Annotated in this window: 11 protein-coding genes; 5 read left to right on the forward strand and 6 right to left on the reverse strand. The window is 70.4% G+C overall.

All coding sequences use genetic code 11. From position 1 onward, the window contains the following. Window positions 1-51 precede the first annotated feature (51 nt). From Q9G87_RS53895 to Q9G87_RS53905, 3 genes are all read right to left on the reverse strand, one after another. Entirely contained in the window at window positions 52-1,287 is a 1,236-nt protein-coding gene (locus tag Q9G87_RS53895; protein ID WP_305924465.1) for a S8 family peptidase, read from the reverse strand. Window positions 1,288-1,406: 119 nt separating this feature from the next. After that, entirely contained in the window at window positions 1,407-3,335 is a 1,929-nt protein-coding gene (locus tag Q9G87_RS53900) for a beta-propeller domain-containing protein (RefSeq protein WP_305924466.1), read from the reverse strand. 31 nt (window positions 3,336-3,366) lie between these two features. Continuing rightward, window positions 3,367-5,649: a WD40 repeat domain-containing serine/threonine protein kinase gene (locus tag Q9G87_RS53905; protein WP_305924467.1), complete on the reverse strand. Its 2,283-nt coding sequence runs from the start codon at window positions 5,647-5,649 to the stop codon at window positions 3,367-3,369. Between the two features lie 251 nt (window positions 5,650-5,900). Between Q9G87_RS53905 and Q9G87_RS53910 the strand changes: the two genes are divergently transcribed. Next, window positions 5,901-6,647, forward strand: a complete 747-nt coding sequence (locus tag Q9G87_RS53910; protein WP_305924468.1) for an MBL fold metallo-hydrolase — start codon at window positions 5,901-5,903, stop codon at window positions 6,645-6,647. A gap of 58 nt (window positions 6,648-6,705) precedes the next feature. After that, a complete protein-coding gene (locus Q9G87_RS53915) occupies window positions 6,706-7,905 on the forward strand; it encodes a PLP-dependent cysteine synthase family protein (RefSeq protein WP_305924469.1) in 1,200 nt (399 codons plus the stop codon). Here Q9G87_RS53915 and Q9G87_RS53920 read toward each other — a convergent pair. Beyond that, window positions 7,902-8,645 carry a GNAT family N-acetyltransferase gene (locus tag Q9G87_RS53920; RefSeq protein WP_305924470.1) on the reverse strand — a complete coding sequence of 248 codons (744 nt, stop codon included), beginning with the start codon at window positions 8,643-8,645 and terminating at the stop codon, window positions 7,902-7,904. The two genes, Q9G87_RS53915 and Q9G87_RS53920, sit on opposite strands and share 4 nt — an antisense overlap. A 77-nt stretch (window positions 8,646-8,722) precedes the next feature. Here Q9G87_RS53920 and Q9G87_RS53925 point away from each other — a divergent pair, with 77 nt between their 5' ends. Both Q9G87_RS53925 and Q9G87_RS53930 read left to right on the forward strand, forming a co-directional pair. Further along, a complete protein-coding gene (locus Q9G87_RS53925) occupies window positions 8,723-10,213 on the forward strand; it encodes a DUF885 family protein (RefSeq protein ID WP_305924471.1) in 1,491 nt (496 codons plus the stop codon). A 10-nt stretch (window positions 10,214-10,223) separates the two neighbouring features. Further along, the gene (locus Q9G87_RS53930) at window positions 10,224-11,045 is read left to right on the forward strand and encodes an SDR family NAD(P)-dependent oxidoreductase (protein ID WP_305924472.1); all 822 of its coding nucleotides are present in this window, start codon (window positions 10,224-10,226) and stop codon (window positions 11,043-11,045) included. On the opposite strand, the gene Q9G87_RS53935 is transcribed toward Q9G87_RS53930, so the two are convergent. Continuing rightward, complete coding sequence (locus Q9G87_RS53935; protein WP_305924473.1) at window positions 11,036-11,986, reverse strand: DUF2207 domain-containing protein; 951 nt, start codon at window positions 11,984-11,986, stop codon at window positions 11,036-11,038. The two genes, Q9G87_RS53930 and Q9G87_RS53935, sit on opposite strands and share 10 nt — an antisense overlap. Before the next feature lie 99 nt (window positions 11,987-12,085). On the opposite strand from Q9G87_RS53935, the gene guaA reads away from it, so the two are divergent. Further along, a complete protein-coding gene (guaA, locus tag Q9G87_RS53940) occupies window positions 12,086-13,633 on the forward strand; it encodes a glutamine-hydrolyzing GMP synthase (RefSeq protein ID WP_305924474.1) in 1,548 nt (515 codons plus the stop codon). Window positions 13,634-13,703: 70 nt separating this feature from the next. On the opposite strand, the gene Q9G87_RS53945 is transcribed toward guaA, so the two are convergent. Next, the coding region (locus Q9G87_RS53945) for a DUF1996 domain-containing protein (protein WP_305924475.1) at window positions 13,704-15,187 on the reverse strand (1,484 nt) is incomplete at its 5' end.

Raw genomic sequence — 15,187 nt, forward strand, 5'->3', positions numbered from 1 at the left:
CCGCTTGGTGCGGGCGGCCCGGAGGCCGCCCGCTGACTGCTACGCCGGGGGCTAGTAGCGCGTGGCGTCGTGCACGTCGAGCAGCGGCTCCTTGACGCCGTCGCCCGAGTCATCGGTCCAGTTGGAGTTGCCCGTGGCGATCAGCGTGCTGCGGACGGCCAGCGAGCCCGCCCTGGTCGTCGGCTTGCGGGCACCCGAGGTGAGGATGCCGGCCGCGCCCGCCACGTGCGGGGAGGCCATCGAGGTGCCGCTGATCGTGTTGTAGCCGCCGTTCCGCCACGTCGAGTAGATGCAGGTGCCGGGTGCGGTGATCTCGACGGTGGCGCCGTAGTTGGAGTAGAACGCCGAGGTGTCGTCCTGGTCGGTCTCGCTGCGGCAGGACAGCGTGCTGCCGCCGGCGCCGCCGGGCAGGCCGTCGTTGTCGGTCAGGGCCGAGACGGTGACCACGTCGGGGTGGTTGGCGGGGAAGAAGGTCGAGGTGTTCGCGTGGCTGTTGCCGGCGGCCACGACGACCACGATGCCGGCGTTGACCGCGTTCGTGATCGCGGTGTTGATCGCGCTGCTGGAACAGCCGTTGCAGCCCAGGCTCAGGTTGATGACCTCGATGGTGGAGGCGCGGGCCACCACCCAGTTGATGCCTGCGGCGATGCCGGACAGGGTGCCCGAGCCCGCGGCGTTGAGCACCTTCACGCCGTGGATGCGGGCGCCGGGCGCGACGCCGACCGGGCCGATCGCGTTGTCGATCGCGCCGACGGTGCCCGCGACGTGCGAGCCGTGTCCGTTGTCGTCGGTGCCGGAGTTGTTGAGGCAGACGCCGGTCATGCAGTTGGCCCGTGCGACCACGTTCAGGTCGGGGTGGGTGTAGTCGACGCCGGTGTCCACCACGGCCACGTCCACGTCGATGCGGACGTCGTCGGTGCCGTCGATGTCGAGGTTCGGGTTGTCGGGGCCGAAGATCCGCCGTACGCCGGTGGGCGTGGTCTGCGGGAAGGCGGTGACCTCGGCGTCGGGCTCGACGCTGAGGACGTTCGGGTTGCGCTTGAGCTGCTCGGCGGCGGCCGCGCTCAGGCGGGCGGTGTAGCCCTTGAAGGCGTGCTCGTAGACGCCGATGAGCTGGCCGCCGTGCTGGGACACCTGGTCCTGGGCGGCGCCGCGGGGCGCCCGCATCGCCGGGTTGAGCTGGACGATGTACGTGCCGTCCGGTGCGGTGGCAGAGACGGGGATGGGCGTCAGGGGTAACGCCAGAGCGCCGATGAGCAATGCGAGCAGGGGGGTGAGTGGTCGCATGAAAGCCCTTCCTCGACAGGGAACTGTCAGTAAAGCTTTCATCATTTGTCTGGAAAAGTCCACAAAAGAGGTGCCAGTCGATGCGAGCCGATTCCTTTGGCCGACACCTCTTAAGTGGCTTAACGAAGCGGGATCCAGGCTTGTGAGGCGAGCGTCGCGGCGTCGTTGACCTGGATGCCCTCCTGCGAGAACGTCCAGATCGTCTCGCCGATGACCATCGAGCGCTGGATGCCGGGCTGGTAGTCCTGGCCCTCCTGGACGGGGTGCTTGATCATGCCCAGCTTCGACACACCCGAGTCATCGATCTTGAGGACGAGCGCGCCCGACTCGGTTTGCTGGGTCAGCGGGATCACCGACAGGCCGGTCTTCGGCCAGTACAGGAACGCGTGCGGATCCCACTCGGCCTCCGACCCTGAGTCCTTCTGGAACAGCTGCGACAGTCGGCGCGGGCTGGCAGGGTCGCTGACGTCGAACAACGACACCTGGGTGCCGAGCGTCCTGCCCTGCTCGCTGGCCTCCTGGCCGATGCCGATCAGCCGGCCCTCGCCGCCAGGGTGCAGGTATGCCGAGTAGCCGGTGATCTTCAGCTCGCCGGTCACCTTGGGGGCCGCCGGGTCCCGCAGATCGAGCGTGTAGAGCGGGTCTACCTGCTTGAACGTGACGCAGTAGCCGATCGGCCCGATGAACCTGACCGAGTAGATGCGCTCACCCTCGCCGAGCCCGCCGACCTCGCCGCTCTTGGCCAAGGTGTCGGCCTTCAGGACGTGGACGGTGCTGGAGCTGTTCTTGCCGTCAGCCGAGGTGAGCGTGGTGGCGACGCGGAGGTGGCCGTCGTGCTCGGACATCGAGTATTGGTTCAGCAGCCTGCCGTTGACCTTGCCGGAGGCCACGTAGGAGGGCGGTCCAGGAGAAGCGACGTCGAACCGGTGGATCTCGGTCTCCTCCGGCGGGATCGTGGGGGTCGGCTTCGGCTCTTCGGGGGTGGGCTCCTCCGCCGGGGCGGCGTCCGGGGTGTCCTCGATCGGCATCGGGAATGACCACCAGCGCGGGTTGCTGGCTACGTACAGGCTCGTGCCGGTGCCGTACACGATGTCGCCGTCGGCGGCGAGGCTGATCGGGTCGGTGCCCGTCGCGGTGACGCCCTGCGCCAGGTCGAGCGTGTGCACGGTCAGCAGCGAGGTGCCGGTGTAGTCGGCGGGGTGGCTGACCCGCTCGCAGCGGACCGCGTCCTTCCTGACGGCGCCCGACGTGTCCGTGATCTCGATCTTCGGGAGCCAGGCGTCGATCGGGGCCTGGCGCACCGCGGCCTGGTTCGCCTTGATGCGCTCGGCCTCCGAGGCGTCCTCCTTGGGCTGTGGGAGCGTGATCTCGGGCTGGCTGCGGGTGACGATCCTGACCGTGGAGCCGACCATCCTGGCGTCCACGTAGGTGCCCTGGGGTTTGACCGTGCTGAGGACCTTCGGTCCGCCGGACAGGTCGACCAGCACGTAACGGGTGTCGCCGAGCGGGACCATCGAGCGCCCCTTGAACATGATGTCGCCGTAGCCGCGGAACAACACCAGCGCGCGGTCGCCCGACAGCAGCAGGTCGGCGGGGGCGAAGACGCGCTCGTCGCCTTCGGTCAGCTTCAGCGTCGAGGTGACCTTGCGCGTGGCGGTGTCGACGACCCGCAGGGTGCCGCCGGTCACCGTGATCACCCGGTTGCCGTCGGTCTTGACCAGGTCGGGCTCGTCCACGCCGGCCTCGTGCACATTGGTCGTGGAGTGCTCGGGCACGGCCGTCTTCGCGTTGGGGGTGATCGCCGCCGTGTCCTCCGCCCGCGCCGTCAGCGGCATGACGCCGCCGAACCCCCACGGGCCGACGTTCGCCGCCGCCTTCTCCCGCAGGCCCGCCAGCATGTCGTCGCAGCTGGTGTAGGCCACCAGGCGAACCGCCCCGAGGGTCGTCTTCTTCGGGGGCACCGGCGCCTCTCCCGTGGAGGAGGTGCAGGCGGCCGCCACCGTCACGAGTGCCGCGGCGGTCACGGCCGTACGGATCAGCGTCTTCATGACCTCATCACGGCTTTCCCTACCGGATGGTTCAGGAGCCCCGCTGCGGGTTGATGGTGAAGGCGGGGCTGAAGTCCACCTCGTTGGGCACCTCCAGCAGCTTGCGCAACAGCTTGCCGGAGAAGTCGATCACCTGGATCTCGTCGTTGAGGCCGTTGTCCTGCTCCCAGCAGTAGAGGTGGCTCTCGTCGTAGAAGCCGAGCACCTTGTCGCAGTCGGAATAGAACTTGCGCAGGCGCTCGCCGGAGGCGGCGTCCCAGATGCAGTGATCGCCGTCCCCGCCGTTGGGGCAGTTGGTGACGAACGTCTTGCCCGACGGCGAGAAGATGTCCTGCGTGCCGGCCGACAGCGTGCCGATGCCCGGCATCGAGCGCGTGGCCTTGCCCTGGGCGTCGAAGAAGCGCAGGCCGCGGTTCTTCTCGCTGCCGTAGGCGTTGACCACGCCCTCGTCGGCGCCGTCGAAGCCGAAGGCCGTGTCGCGGACAGAGGAGTCGGACACGTCGACCTTGGTGGCCTCCTTCGTGGCCAGGTCCACGAGGACGAAGCCGAGATAGATCCACTTGTCCTTCCCGGTCTTCCGCTCCGTGTTGAGCAGGATCTTCGAGCCGTCCTTCGACCATGCCCTGATGCTGCTGATCAGCGGTTCCTTGACGGTCTTGATCGTCGTACGCTCACTGGACTGCCGGTCGGTGATGTAGATGAAGTCGTAGCCGTCGTCGCTGTACTGTCTGCCCCTGCTGGCCAGGTAGCGGCCGTCCGGCGAGACCATGGACTCCCAGTTGCCGGCGTATTTCGTGAACGGGCCGCGGAGCGAGCCCCTCGCGTAGTCGATCCAGTCGTCTTTGGCCTTGTCGAAGATCTCGTAAGAGGTCAGGACGATCGCGTCGGACGGGTTCTCGTACAGCGAGACCTTGCCGGGGAGCGTCTGCTTGGTGCCCGTCCGCGGCACGGCGGCCGTGGACGACGGGTTGGGGCTCGGTCTGGCGCTGGTGTCCGTGCCGGTGCCAGAGCTGGGGCTGGCGCTGGCACTGGTGCTGGTCCGCGTGCGACCGGGCGTCGCCGAGTCGGACGGTCCCGCCTGCATCGACGCCGCCTTGTCCATCTGGATGACGACGATCACCCCGGCGAGCAGCAGCAACGCGGCCGCCACCGTGATGCCGGCGATCAGCGGGGCCTTGCTCTTCTTCGGCGGCGGGTTGTACATGCTCGCGTACGTCGGCTGTCCGTACGGGGGCGGCGGCGTCGGCGGCTGCCACTGCTGCTGGGGAGGCGGCGGGACCTGCCCGGAATGCGCGGCCGGCGCCGGGTGCGGGAAGTGGCCGGGATAGGGAACCGGCACGGACTGAGGATTCGACGGCGGGCCTGCCTGCGGACCTGAGGGCGGGCCCGGCTGCGGACCCGGCTGCAGGCCGGGCTGCGGACCCGAGGGCGGGCCGGACGGCGGCGCGAAGGGCGCCTGCGGGGCCGCTTCGGCGGCGGCCTGCGCCAGCATGCCGGGCTTGGGCGCCGGGTGCTGGAGCAAGCGCATGATCACCTGCTCGGCGGTGGGCCGCTGGGCCGGATCCTTGTTCAGGCAGGCGGCCACCACGTCACCCAGCATCCCGTCCAGGACGCCCAGATCCGGCTGCTGGTTGAGCACCCGGTTGATCACGGCCGGCATCGTGTCGCTGCCGAACGGCGCCCGCCCCGAGGCGGCGAACACCATCGTGCTCGCCCAGGCGAACATGTCCGCCGCCGGCCCCACGGTATGCCCCATGATCTGCTCGGGCGGCATGTATGACGGCGTGCCCACGACCGTGCTGCTGACGGTGGAGGTGGCGTTCAGCGCCCTGGCGATGCCGAAGTCGATCACCCGCGGCCCGTCCGCGCCGATGATCACGTTGGCCGGCTTGAAGTCGCGGTGCACGATCCCGGCCTGGTGAATGGCGGCCAGCGCGGTGGCGGTGCCGATGGCCAGCCGGTGCAGGACGGTGCCCGCGCGCGGGCCCTCTTCCTGCACCACGCGCTGCAGCGAGGGCCCCTCGATGAACTCGCTGATGATGTACGGCCGGTCCTGCTCGACTCCGGTGCCCAGGACGGCGGCGGTACAGAACGGCGCCACCTGCTGGGCCACCTGGACCTCGCGCAGGAACCGCTCGACGCTGGCGTGGTCGCCGGACAAGTCGGGCCGCAGCCATTTGACCGCGACATGTCCGCCAGAATGGTCTTTGGCGAGATATACGACGCCCTGGCCGCCCTCGCCGAGCCTGCCGAGGAGATCCAGGCCCCCCAGCCGTTGTGGATCTCCGGGTCGTAGCGCAGCGTAGGTTGCCATGAAGAGATTCTGTCGCTATGGCACGGATCCGCAAAAACTACCCATGGGTAGCTTTACGAATGTCTCCTGGATGCACGTGACGTCCAGCGCCAGTACATGGGACGTCCATCTTGGTCAACTGCCGCCAAACCCCGCTGAGCTGCCACGATGTGCCGGGGTGGCTTCCCCGTGCTCTGCCGCCGGGCGACCTGGCGGATCGACGACGGGCTCCGGGCGGAATAACCCGGCGTGGCGCCGTGTCGTTGACGTTCATGGAAATCCGTTATGTCGGCGGGCCGACCGCGCTGCTGGAGCTGGGCGGCGTGCGGCTGCTGACCGATCCCACGTTCGACGCGCCCGGCGAATACCCGATCGGGAACAGGACACTCACGAAGACCGCCGGTCCCGCCCTCGGGGCCGACGAGGTCGGGCCGGTGGACGTCGTGCTGCTCTCCCACGACCAGCACCCGGACAACCTGGACAGAGCCGGGCGTGCCTATCTGGCGTCCGCGCCGCTGGTGTTGTCCACAGGGGCGGCGGCCGAGCGCGTGGGCGCGCCGGTGCGTGGGCTGCCCAACTGGACGTCCGTCGACGTGGGTGGTGTGGTGCGGGTGACCGGGGTACCGGCCCAGCACGGGCCTGACGGGACCGAGCACCTGGTGGGGGAGGTGACCGGGTTCGTGCTCGCCGGGGAGGGGCTGCCGACCGTCTATGTGAGCGGGGACAACGCCTCCCTCGACGTCGTGCGGGCCGTCGCGGAGCGGGTGGGGCCGGTGGACGTGGCACTGCTGTTCGCGGGTGGGGCGCGGACGCCGCTGGTGGACGGGTTCCTCACGTTGCCGAGTGCCGACGCCGTCACGGCCGCGGAGATCCTCCAGGCCCGGTACGTGGTGCCGCTGCACTTCGAGCATTGGGCTCATTTCACGCAGGGCAGGGACACGGTGGAGCAGGCGTTCGCGGGGTTCGGCGACCGGCTCCGGCTGCTCGGGCCGGGCGAACGGACGTACCTGGACGTGTGATGCTCGCCTGTGGCGAACGGACGCGGCCTTCCGGGCCGGCGCCTGGCAGGGTGGAGTGGTGAGCTGGAACGCGCGAGTGCTGGACACCCTGGCCGCCGGGCCGCCGACCCCGTTGATCGACTTTCCGGTGCCGGCGCCCGGGATCAGGCTGCTGCTGAAGGACGAGTCCGCGCAGCCGACAGGGAGCCTGCGGCACCGGCATGCCAGGGCGTTGTTCCGGCAGGCCATCCTCGATGGGCTGGTCGTCGAGGGCACGACCGTGGTGGAGGCGACGGGCGGGAATGCCGCTGTGGCGCAGGCGTGGTTCGCGCGGCGGCTCGGGTTGTCTTACGTCGTGGTCATGCCGGGCGAGCGCAGCGAGGCGCGGGCGCGGGCGGTGGAGGCGCTGGGCGGGGAGTGCAGGTTCGTGACGCCGCCGTTGGCGATCTACGATGCGGCCCGGGAGATCGACGGGCATTTCCTCGACCAGTTCGGCCGGTCGGCGCCTCATGACCTGGCGGAGGAGTTGTTCGGCCAGGTGAGCCCGGACTGGGTGGTGACGGGCGCAGGCACAGGCGCGACCTCCGCCACCCTCGGCCACTGGCTACGCTCCCACCGCCCAGCCGACACCTCTGCCCCGAGCACCGACGCCGACGGCCCCGTCCCGAGCGCCTCCGACGGTTCGGTCCCGAGCGCTGCCGACGGTCCTGTCGAGAGGGCTTCCGACGGTTCTGTCGTGTGGGCTGGCGACGGCGCCTTTCCAGGGGTCTCTGCCGAGGGGGCCGCGCCAGGTGTCGGTGGGAGGCCCGTGCCAAGCGACGAAGCGGCGGGTGGCGGGGAACGCCGGTGCCGGGTCGCGGTGGCGGATCCTGATAACTCGGCGTATTTCCCGGGTTGGACCCTCGACACCCCTGACTACGCGACCGGCATGCCCTCGCGCATAGAAGGCATCGGCCGGCCGCGCATCGAGCCCGGTTTCCGCCCCGACCTCGTCGATCTGGTCATCCCCGTGCCGGACGCGGCGAGCCTGGCGGCGGCCAGGCACATCAGGGAAGTGACGGGGCTGCCGGTGGGCGGCTCCTCGGGCACCGCGCTCTGGGCAGCGCTGGAGCTGGTCGAACGCATGCGCGCGAGAGGCGAGACCGGCACCGTGGTCTCGCTGATCGGCGACGCCGCCGACCGGCATCTGGCGACATACCACGATGACGCGTGGGCCGTGGGGAAGGGCCTGGACGTCGGTCCTCACCTGGCCGAGCTGCGCCGCCGTACGACCGTTTAGCCCAGCGGGTGGCTGACCCAGACGTTCGGCTCCACGTAAACGGCGTGGTCGTGCTCCACCGAGCAGTGCACCGGGTTCAGCGCGCCCGGCACCTCGACGGTGCCCGTGCGGTCGAAGGGCAGGCCGGACCACACGCGCCATTCCGCCGGAGTGCCCGCGATCGTCATCGACCGCGGCGCCACCTTGACGATCTTGCCGCCCGCGCGTACGTGCACCCGCAGCCACCCGTCGTACGGCAGGCCGTCGTCGCGGGTGCGGTAGGCGTACTCGCTCATCGGGGTGTGCGGTTCGAGGTGCTTCATGTTGGGCCGGACCGGCGCGACCAGCTCGCTGAAGCCGTGGCGGGCGGCACGCTCGCGCATCGCCGCGAGCATCATCGACGACAGGCCCTTGCCCTGCAGGTCACGGCGGACGGTGATCTCCAGGGCCGAGACGGCGTCGGGCCGCGTGCCGCGCTGGCGGGCCAGCCAGCCCCGCCGGACCACGCCGTCCCAGCCGTCGTCGGGCAGCTCGTCCCCGTCCGCCCGGTACGGGATCATGCATGCCCTGGCGACCAGCCGGCCGGGGTCGAGGTCGTCGTCGGCCACGAGCACGTACTCGGGGTAGATCGTGTCGGCGAACGGGTAGAAAAGATCGGCGATCGCATCCTGGAACATGAACTCGGGCCAGGTGTGGTCCATGTTCCACAGCGCCGCCCCGAGCTCCGGGCGCTCGGCGAGGGTCGTGATCTGGAGGGCCATGCCGAGCATTCTCACATCATGATTTGCCGGGAAGCTCATGATTTATCGGTGCAATACCGTGCGCTAGCGTCGGCGGCATGACGGAACTTGATCACAGGCTGAAGGCGGTCACCGACCTCATGGTGGCCGAGGCGCGCGAGGGCGGCGGCAGGCACGAGTACGACGGCCGGATCCAGGACCTGTCGCCCGACGGCGTACGGGCCGGCCTGGCGCGGCTCGGAGAGGGGGCCGCGCCGGCCGACCCGCACGACGCCGAGCACCTGGAGGTGTTCGAGGAGAGCCTGCGGTTTCAGCTCGGGGAGCTGCAGCTGCACCGCAAGAACCCCATGGCGCACCTGTCGAACCTGGATCTCGCCTGCTACGACCGCGACTACGGCCCCGAGGCCGAGCGCGCCGCGGCCAAGGCGGCCCATCTCGCGCTCTGGCCGGACGCCGTGGACGGCGCGATCGCCGCGCTCGACCAGATGAGCGCGCCGGTCGCGAAGTCCCTGATGGGCGCCGCCAGAGGGTTGGCGGCCGGTGTCACGGACGAGCAGGCGCTGGCGGCGCATGGCAGGCTCGTCGCCCACATGGAGCGTGCCGCGGCGGAGGGCGACCCCGACGCCTCGCTCGGTGGCGACATGCTGGCCAGGCTCATGGGCACGGCCGAGGGCCTGCCGGTGGACCTGGGCCGGCTGGCGGAGCGGGCCGACGCCGAGCGCGACCGGCTCATGGGGTTGCTCGCCGAGTCCTGCGCGCGGCTGGGGCGTTCGGGGCCCCCGCTGGACGTCGTACGTGAGCTGGTCAAAGACCACCCCGACGCGGACGGCGTGATCGAGGCGGCCAGAGCGGGCACCGAGAAGGCCATCGCGTTCACCCGTGAGAAGGACCTCGTGCCCTACCACGACGGCGAGTGCCTGGTCGGTCTCGCGCCCGAGTCGCGCCGCTGGGCCATGGCGATGATGGCCTGGAACTCGCCCGGCGAGCCCGAGGGACCGTCCTGGTACCACATCACGCCGCCCGACCCCTCCTGGCCCGAGCAGGACCAGGAGGAATGGCTGGAGGTCTTCAGCCACACGACGCTGCCGGCGATCAACGTGCACGAGGTGGCGCCGGGACACTTCTCGCACGCCCGTGCGCTGCGCCGGGCGCCGTCGGACGTGCGGCGGCTGCTGCAGTCGATGGCGTTCATCGAGGGGTGGGCGCACTACGCCGAGGAGTTGTGCGTCGAGGAGGGGTTCGAGGCCGGCGATCCGCGCTTCGAGATCGGCGTGTGGGTGGAGGCGCTCATCCGCGTCACCCGGCTGGCCTGCGCGATCGGCGTGCACACCGGGCAGATGACGGTCGAGGAAGGCGCCAGGCGCTTCGAGTCGGACACGCATCTGGCTGGGCCTGCGGCGCTGTCGGAAGCCCGGCGGGCCACCTTCGACCCGACGTACGGCCGCTACACGTGGGGCAAGCTGCTCATCCTCGACCTGCGGGAGCGGGCGCGCACGGAGTGGGGGACCGGCTTCACCGTGCAGCGCTTCCACAAGGCGCTGCTCGATCTGGGCTCGCCGCCCCTGGGACTGATCGGCGCGATCCTGTAGCGTCGATCACGTGCGCGAGCTCGTTGGCAAGGTTGCGGTGGTGACGGGCGCGGCCAGCGGCATCGGCCGGGCCCTGGCCCTGCGGTTAGCGGCCGAGGGCATGACGCTCATGCTGGCCGACGTCGACCACGGCGGGCTCGCGGAGACGGCCGCGCTGGCCGGGGACGGCAAGGTGCTCACGCAGATCACCGACGTCTCCGACGCGGCCGCCGTCGCCCACCTGGCCAATCGTTGCTTCGGCGAGCTTGGGGCTGTGCACGTGCTCTGCAACAACGCCGGCGTCTACCAGGGCGGCCACATGTGGACCCGCGGCGAGGAGGACTTCGCCTGGCTGCTCGGCGTCAATCTGTGGGGCGTGCTGCACGCCGTCCACGCGTTCGTGCCGCGCATGATCGAGCAGGACACCGAGGGGCACATCGTCAACACGGTGTCGGTGGCGGGGTTGTTCGCCGTCTCCGGGTCGGGTGGTTACGCGCTCAGCAAGCACGCGGCCCTGGCCGCCTCCCAGGCGCTCGCCCAGGACCTGGCCGCCGTGGGCGCCAAGCTCCGGGTGACCGCCCTCTGCCCCGGAGCGGTCAGAACGCGGATCGCCGAGTCCGAGCGCGTACGCCCGTCCGTTCTGGCCGGCAGCCCCACCCAGGACGAGATGGAGGCGCTCGACCAGGTCGGCAGGGCCGTGGCGGGCGGCATCGAGCCGTCCGAGGTCGCTGATCTGGCCGTGCAGGCCATCCGCGAGGAGCGGTTCCTGGTGCTGAGCGATCCCAAATACGCCGCCAGGCTGCGCCTGCAGACCGAGACCCTGCTGACTGGGAACCTGCCGTCCTACCAGTGACGCTCGTGGGCGAGCACCCTGACCACGGTGCCGCTGCGCGGCTTGACGACCAGCCGGACCGCGTCGCCCGGCAGCACGTCCTTGTAGACACCCTGCTCCACGCGGAACGCCGTGGCCTTGTCGGAGCTGCCGTCGTGCAGCGCGATGTAGTAGTCCCGCCGCGACCCGTGCTCGCCGCCCGACTCGACGTGGACCCACCGCTTGACGACGTGGCCGGTGACCTCCTGCCGCTTATGGCCCGGCCAGGCGGCTTCGGCGGGTTCGATCTCCACACCGTGCCAGCCGCTGCCCGTGAAGATCCACTCCTGCTCGGGGTTGAGGGGCGCGGCCTCAGGCCCGGCGATCTCCCGGCCGCGCGCGGTCGGGAGGAATCCCCGCCCGCCCATGAGCAGGCTTATCCCCGCCACGAACGACACCATCGTCGCGATCCCGCCGGCCCACGACACCCCGGACCTGGTGATGGTGGCGTACCAGGGGACGACGAGCGCGGCGGCCAGGAGGACCGGCACGATCATGGTGGGCCAGCGCCGCCGCGCCAGACCGAGATCGATCGCACTCTGCCGGACCAGTGGCATGAACTCGCGCTCCAGATCGTCGCCGTCCGGCATGAGCGCGACGACCGGCGCGTCCGCCGCCCCTTTCATCCGGGCGGCCACCCGTTCCAGCACCCACCGCTCGTACGGCAGCAGCGGCTCCCGCCGAGGTATCGCCAAGGCAAGACGGTCGCCCTCGACCGTCGCCCACCCGCGCCCGGCCAGCTCGAACAGCGCCGCATGGAACACCTCCTGCGCCCGCATGTCGCGCAGAAGCTCCACCACGGGCTGAGGCGCGTCCCGCGCAGGAGGCGCCTTCGGCGGCCGCTCGCGGCTGGACACCTTGAAGGCGGCGGCCAGCGCGGCGACCCACACGGCCCACGCGGCCACCGGCCAGACAAGATCCATCTTTCTGTGTTAGCACGAGTCTCCCCGGCAGGCCAGGCGCAATATTCGGGGCCGATAGACTAGGGGTACCGCATTTCGCCTTTGGGGGGGGTTCTCACGGTGTCTGAATTCGACACAGTGCTGGTGGTCGACTTCGGCGCGCAGTACGCACAGCTCATCGCCAGGCGGGTGCGCGAGTGCCACGTCTACTCCGAGATCGTCCCGTCGACGATGCCCGTCGAGGAGATGATGGCCAAGAATCCCAAGGCGATCATCCTCTCCGGCGGTCCCTCCTCGGTCTACGCCGAGGGCGCGCCGCCCGTGCCGCATGGGTTGTTCGAGACGGGCGTGCCCACGTTCGGCATCTGCTACGGCTTCCAAGCCATGGCGCAGGCGCTCGGCGGCGAGGTGGCCCGCACGGGCGTGGCCGAATACGGCGGCACCGCGCTGGAGGTGCTCGACGAGGGCATCATCTTCGCCGGCCTGCCGGCCAGCCAGAAGGTCTGGATGTCGCACGGTGACAGCGTCGCGGCCGCGCCCGAGGGCTTCCGGGTGACCGCCTCGACGCGCGAGACCCCGGTCGCCGCCTTCGAGCACGTCGAGCGCGGCCTCTACGGTGTGCAGTTCCACCCCGAGGTCCTGCACTCCGAGCACGGCCAGGTGGTGCTCAAGCACTTCCTCGACGCGGCCGGTTGCCGCCCGACCTGGACGATGCTCAACATCGTCGAGGAGTCCGTCGAGGCCGTACGCCGCCAGGTCGGCGAGGGCCGCGCCATCTGCGCGCTGTCGGGCGGCGTGGACTCGGCGGTGGCCGCCGCGATCGTGCAGCGGGCCATCGGCGACCGCCTGACCTGCGTCTTCGTCGACCACGGCCTGCTGCGCAAGGGCGAGGCCGAGCAGGTCGAGCGGGACTTCGTGGCCGCCACCGGCGTCAAGCTGCGGGTGGTCGACGCCTCTGACCGCTTCCTCAAGGCGCTGGACGGCGTCACCGACCCCGAGGAGAAGCGCAAGATCATCGGGCGCGAGTTCATCCGCGTCTTCGAGGACGAGCAGCGCGCCATCATGGCCGACGGCCCCGTGGACTTCCTGGTCCAGGGCACGCTCTACCCTGACGTGGTCGAGTCGGGCGGCGGCACCGGCACCGCCAACATCAAGTCCCACCACAACGTGGGCGGCCTGCCGGAGGACCTGCAGTTCAAGCTGGTGGAGCCGCTGCGCGCGCTGTTCAAGGACGAGGTGCGCCGGGCGGGCGAGGAGCTCGGCCTGCCCGCCGCCATGGTCTGGCGCCAGCCGTTCCCCGGCCCCGGCCTCGGCATCCGCATCGTCGGCGAGGTGACCCGCGAACGCCTGGCCCTGCTGCGCGAGGCCGACGCGATCGCCCGCGAGGAGCTCTCGCGGGCCGGCCTCGACCGCCAGATCTGGCAGTGCCCGGTGGTGCTGCTGGCCGAGGTGCGGTCGGTGGGAGTGCAGGGGGACGGGCGCACGTACGGCCACCCGGTGGTGCTGCGGCCGGTCACCTCGGAGGACGCGATGACGGCGGACTGGGCGCGGGTGCCGTACGACGTGTTGTCGCGGATCTCGACCCGGATCACCAACGAGGTCCGGGAGATCAACCGGGTCGTCGTCGACGTGACCAGCAAGCCCCCGGGCACCATCGAGTGGGAGTGACGTAGGCCGAGCTGGCCGGACTCGCTCCAGTAGGTGCCGTCCGGCCGTCGGCAGGCGGGTGCCTACTGGGTCAGCAGTTCTTGCCGCCGTTGATGCACTGCACGACCTTGTTCATGAGCTGCTCCGACATCACGACGATGGCGCCGGCGTGGTCGGTGTTCGGGCTGTTCCCTTCGCTGGCGAAGCTGTCCACGGCGAACGGGACGTCCGTGCTCTCGGGCTCGGTGGTGGGAACGTCGTCGTACGTCAGCGTCAGGCGCAGTTGCGGCACGGCCTCGGTGCCGCTCGGGCAGGCCCCCTCCTCGTCGGGGAAGGTGAGGTGGGTGCGGTGGTCGGCGCTGTCGATGTTCTCGCCGTCCCAGCAGCTCGGCATGTCGAAGACGCGGACCAGGTCGCTGCCGGAGGGGCAGATGGGGTATTTGTCGGTCAGGCGGTCGGTGAAGCCCGTACAGGTCCACGTCGGGCGGGCTTCGGCGTCGCCGTTGGTCGCGGCTCTGGCGTCGCCGGCGAGCATCCTGAGGAACTGCGGTGGCGCGGTGACCTCGGAGGTCGCGTTGCCGCGGTACTCCAGTCGCACCGACGACGGCTGTACGGCCGTGCCGGCGGTGTCCCCGTCCGTCTCGGCGCCGAGTACGCGCAAGGCCGGCCAGAAGTAGGCCGACTGATCGGCCTGGTTGCGGCAGGTGGTGTCCGCGTCGGAAAGGCTCTCGTTGGTGGAGACGGCGTCGGTGGACATGTTGCCGACGTAGTCGTATTGGGCCTGGGTTCCGTTGCTCACGCCGGGGGCCGTGATGACGTTGTCGTTGTTGCTGTGGCCCTCGCTGCTCGTGCCGCATCGGGAGACGAACGTGCCGGTCGAGCCGCTCTCGCTCGGCTCCGGTTGCTCGAAGGCGGCAACCTGCTGGATGTCGACGAAGTCGGCGGCCGACAGCGCGGCGTTCCCCGCATTGCCGAGGGCGCAGGTGGCCAGGTTGTCGAGGCCGGTGGGGCGTTGGGCGGTGCGGCCAATGGCGATGGCGATGCGGTCGATGGTGGCGCCTCGTTTGGAGGCGAGGGGGCCGAGGATGGCGTTCTGGACGAAGTTGGGGCCTCCTTGGCCGACGGAGCGGGCTAGTCGGTCGTTGGCTTCCTGGAGTTGTTTGTCCAGGAGGGCGAGGTTGCGGTCGACCTCGGCCTGGGCGGTGGCCGGTATTTGGGGAAGCTTGTCGGCGACGCTTGGGCAGACGATGGCCTGTCCCGTCCCGGGGCCTGAGGTCGAGCTTGGGTTGGGGGTGGCCGTCGCGTTGTCGCTGGGTGCCGGTGCGGCCGTGCCGGCGTCGGTGGGTGCCGGTGTGGCCGTGCCGTCGGGGGGCGCCGGTGCGGCGGAGTCGTTAAGGGTGCAGGTCGCGAGGTTGTCGAGGCCGGTGGGGCGTTGGGCGGTGCGGCCGATGGCGATGGCGATGCGGTCGATGGTGGCGCCTCGTTTGGAGGCGAGGGGGCCGAGGATGGCGTTCTGGACGAAGTTGGGGCCTCCTTGGCCGACGGAGCGGGCTAGTCGGTCGTTGGCTTCCTGGA

It is taken from the genome of Nonomuraea turcica (assembly GCF_030718205.1).
Lineage (GTDB): Bacteria > Actinomycetota > Actinomycetes > Streptosporangiales > Streptosporangiaceae > Nonomuraea.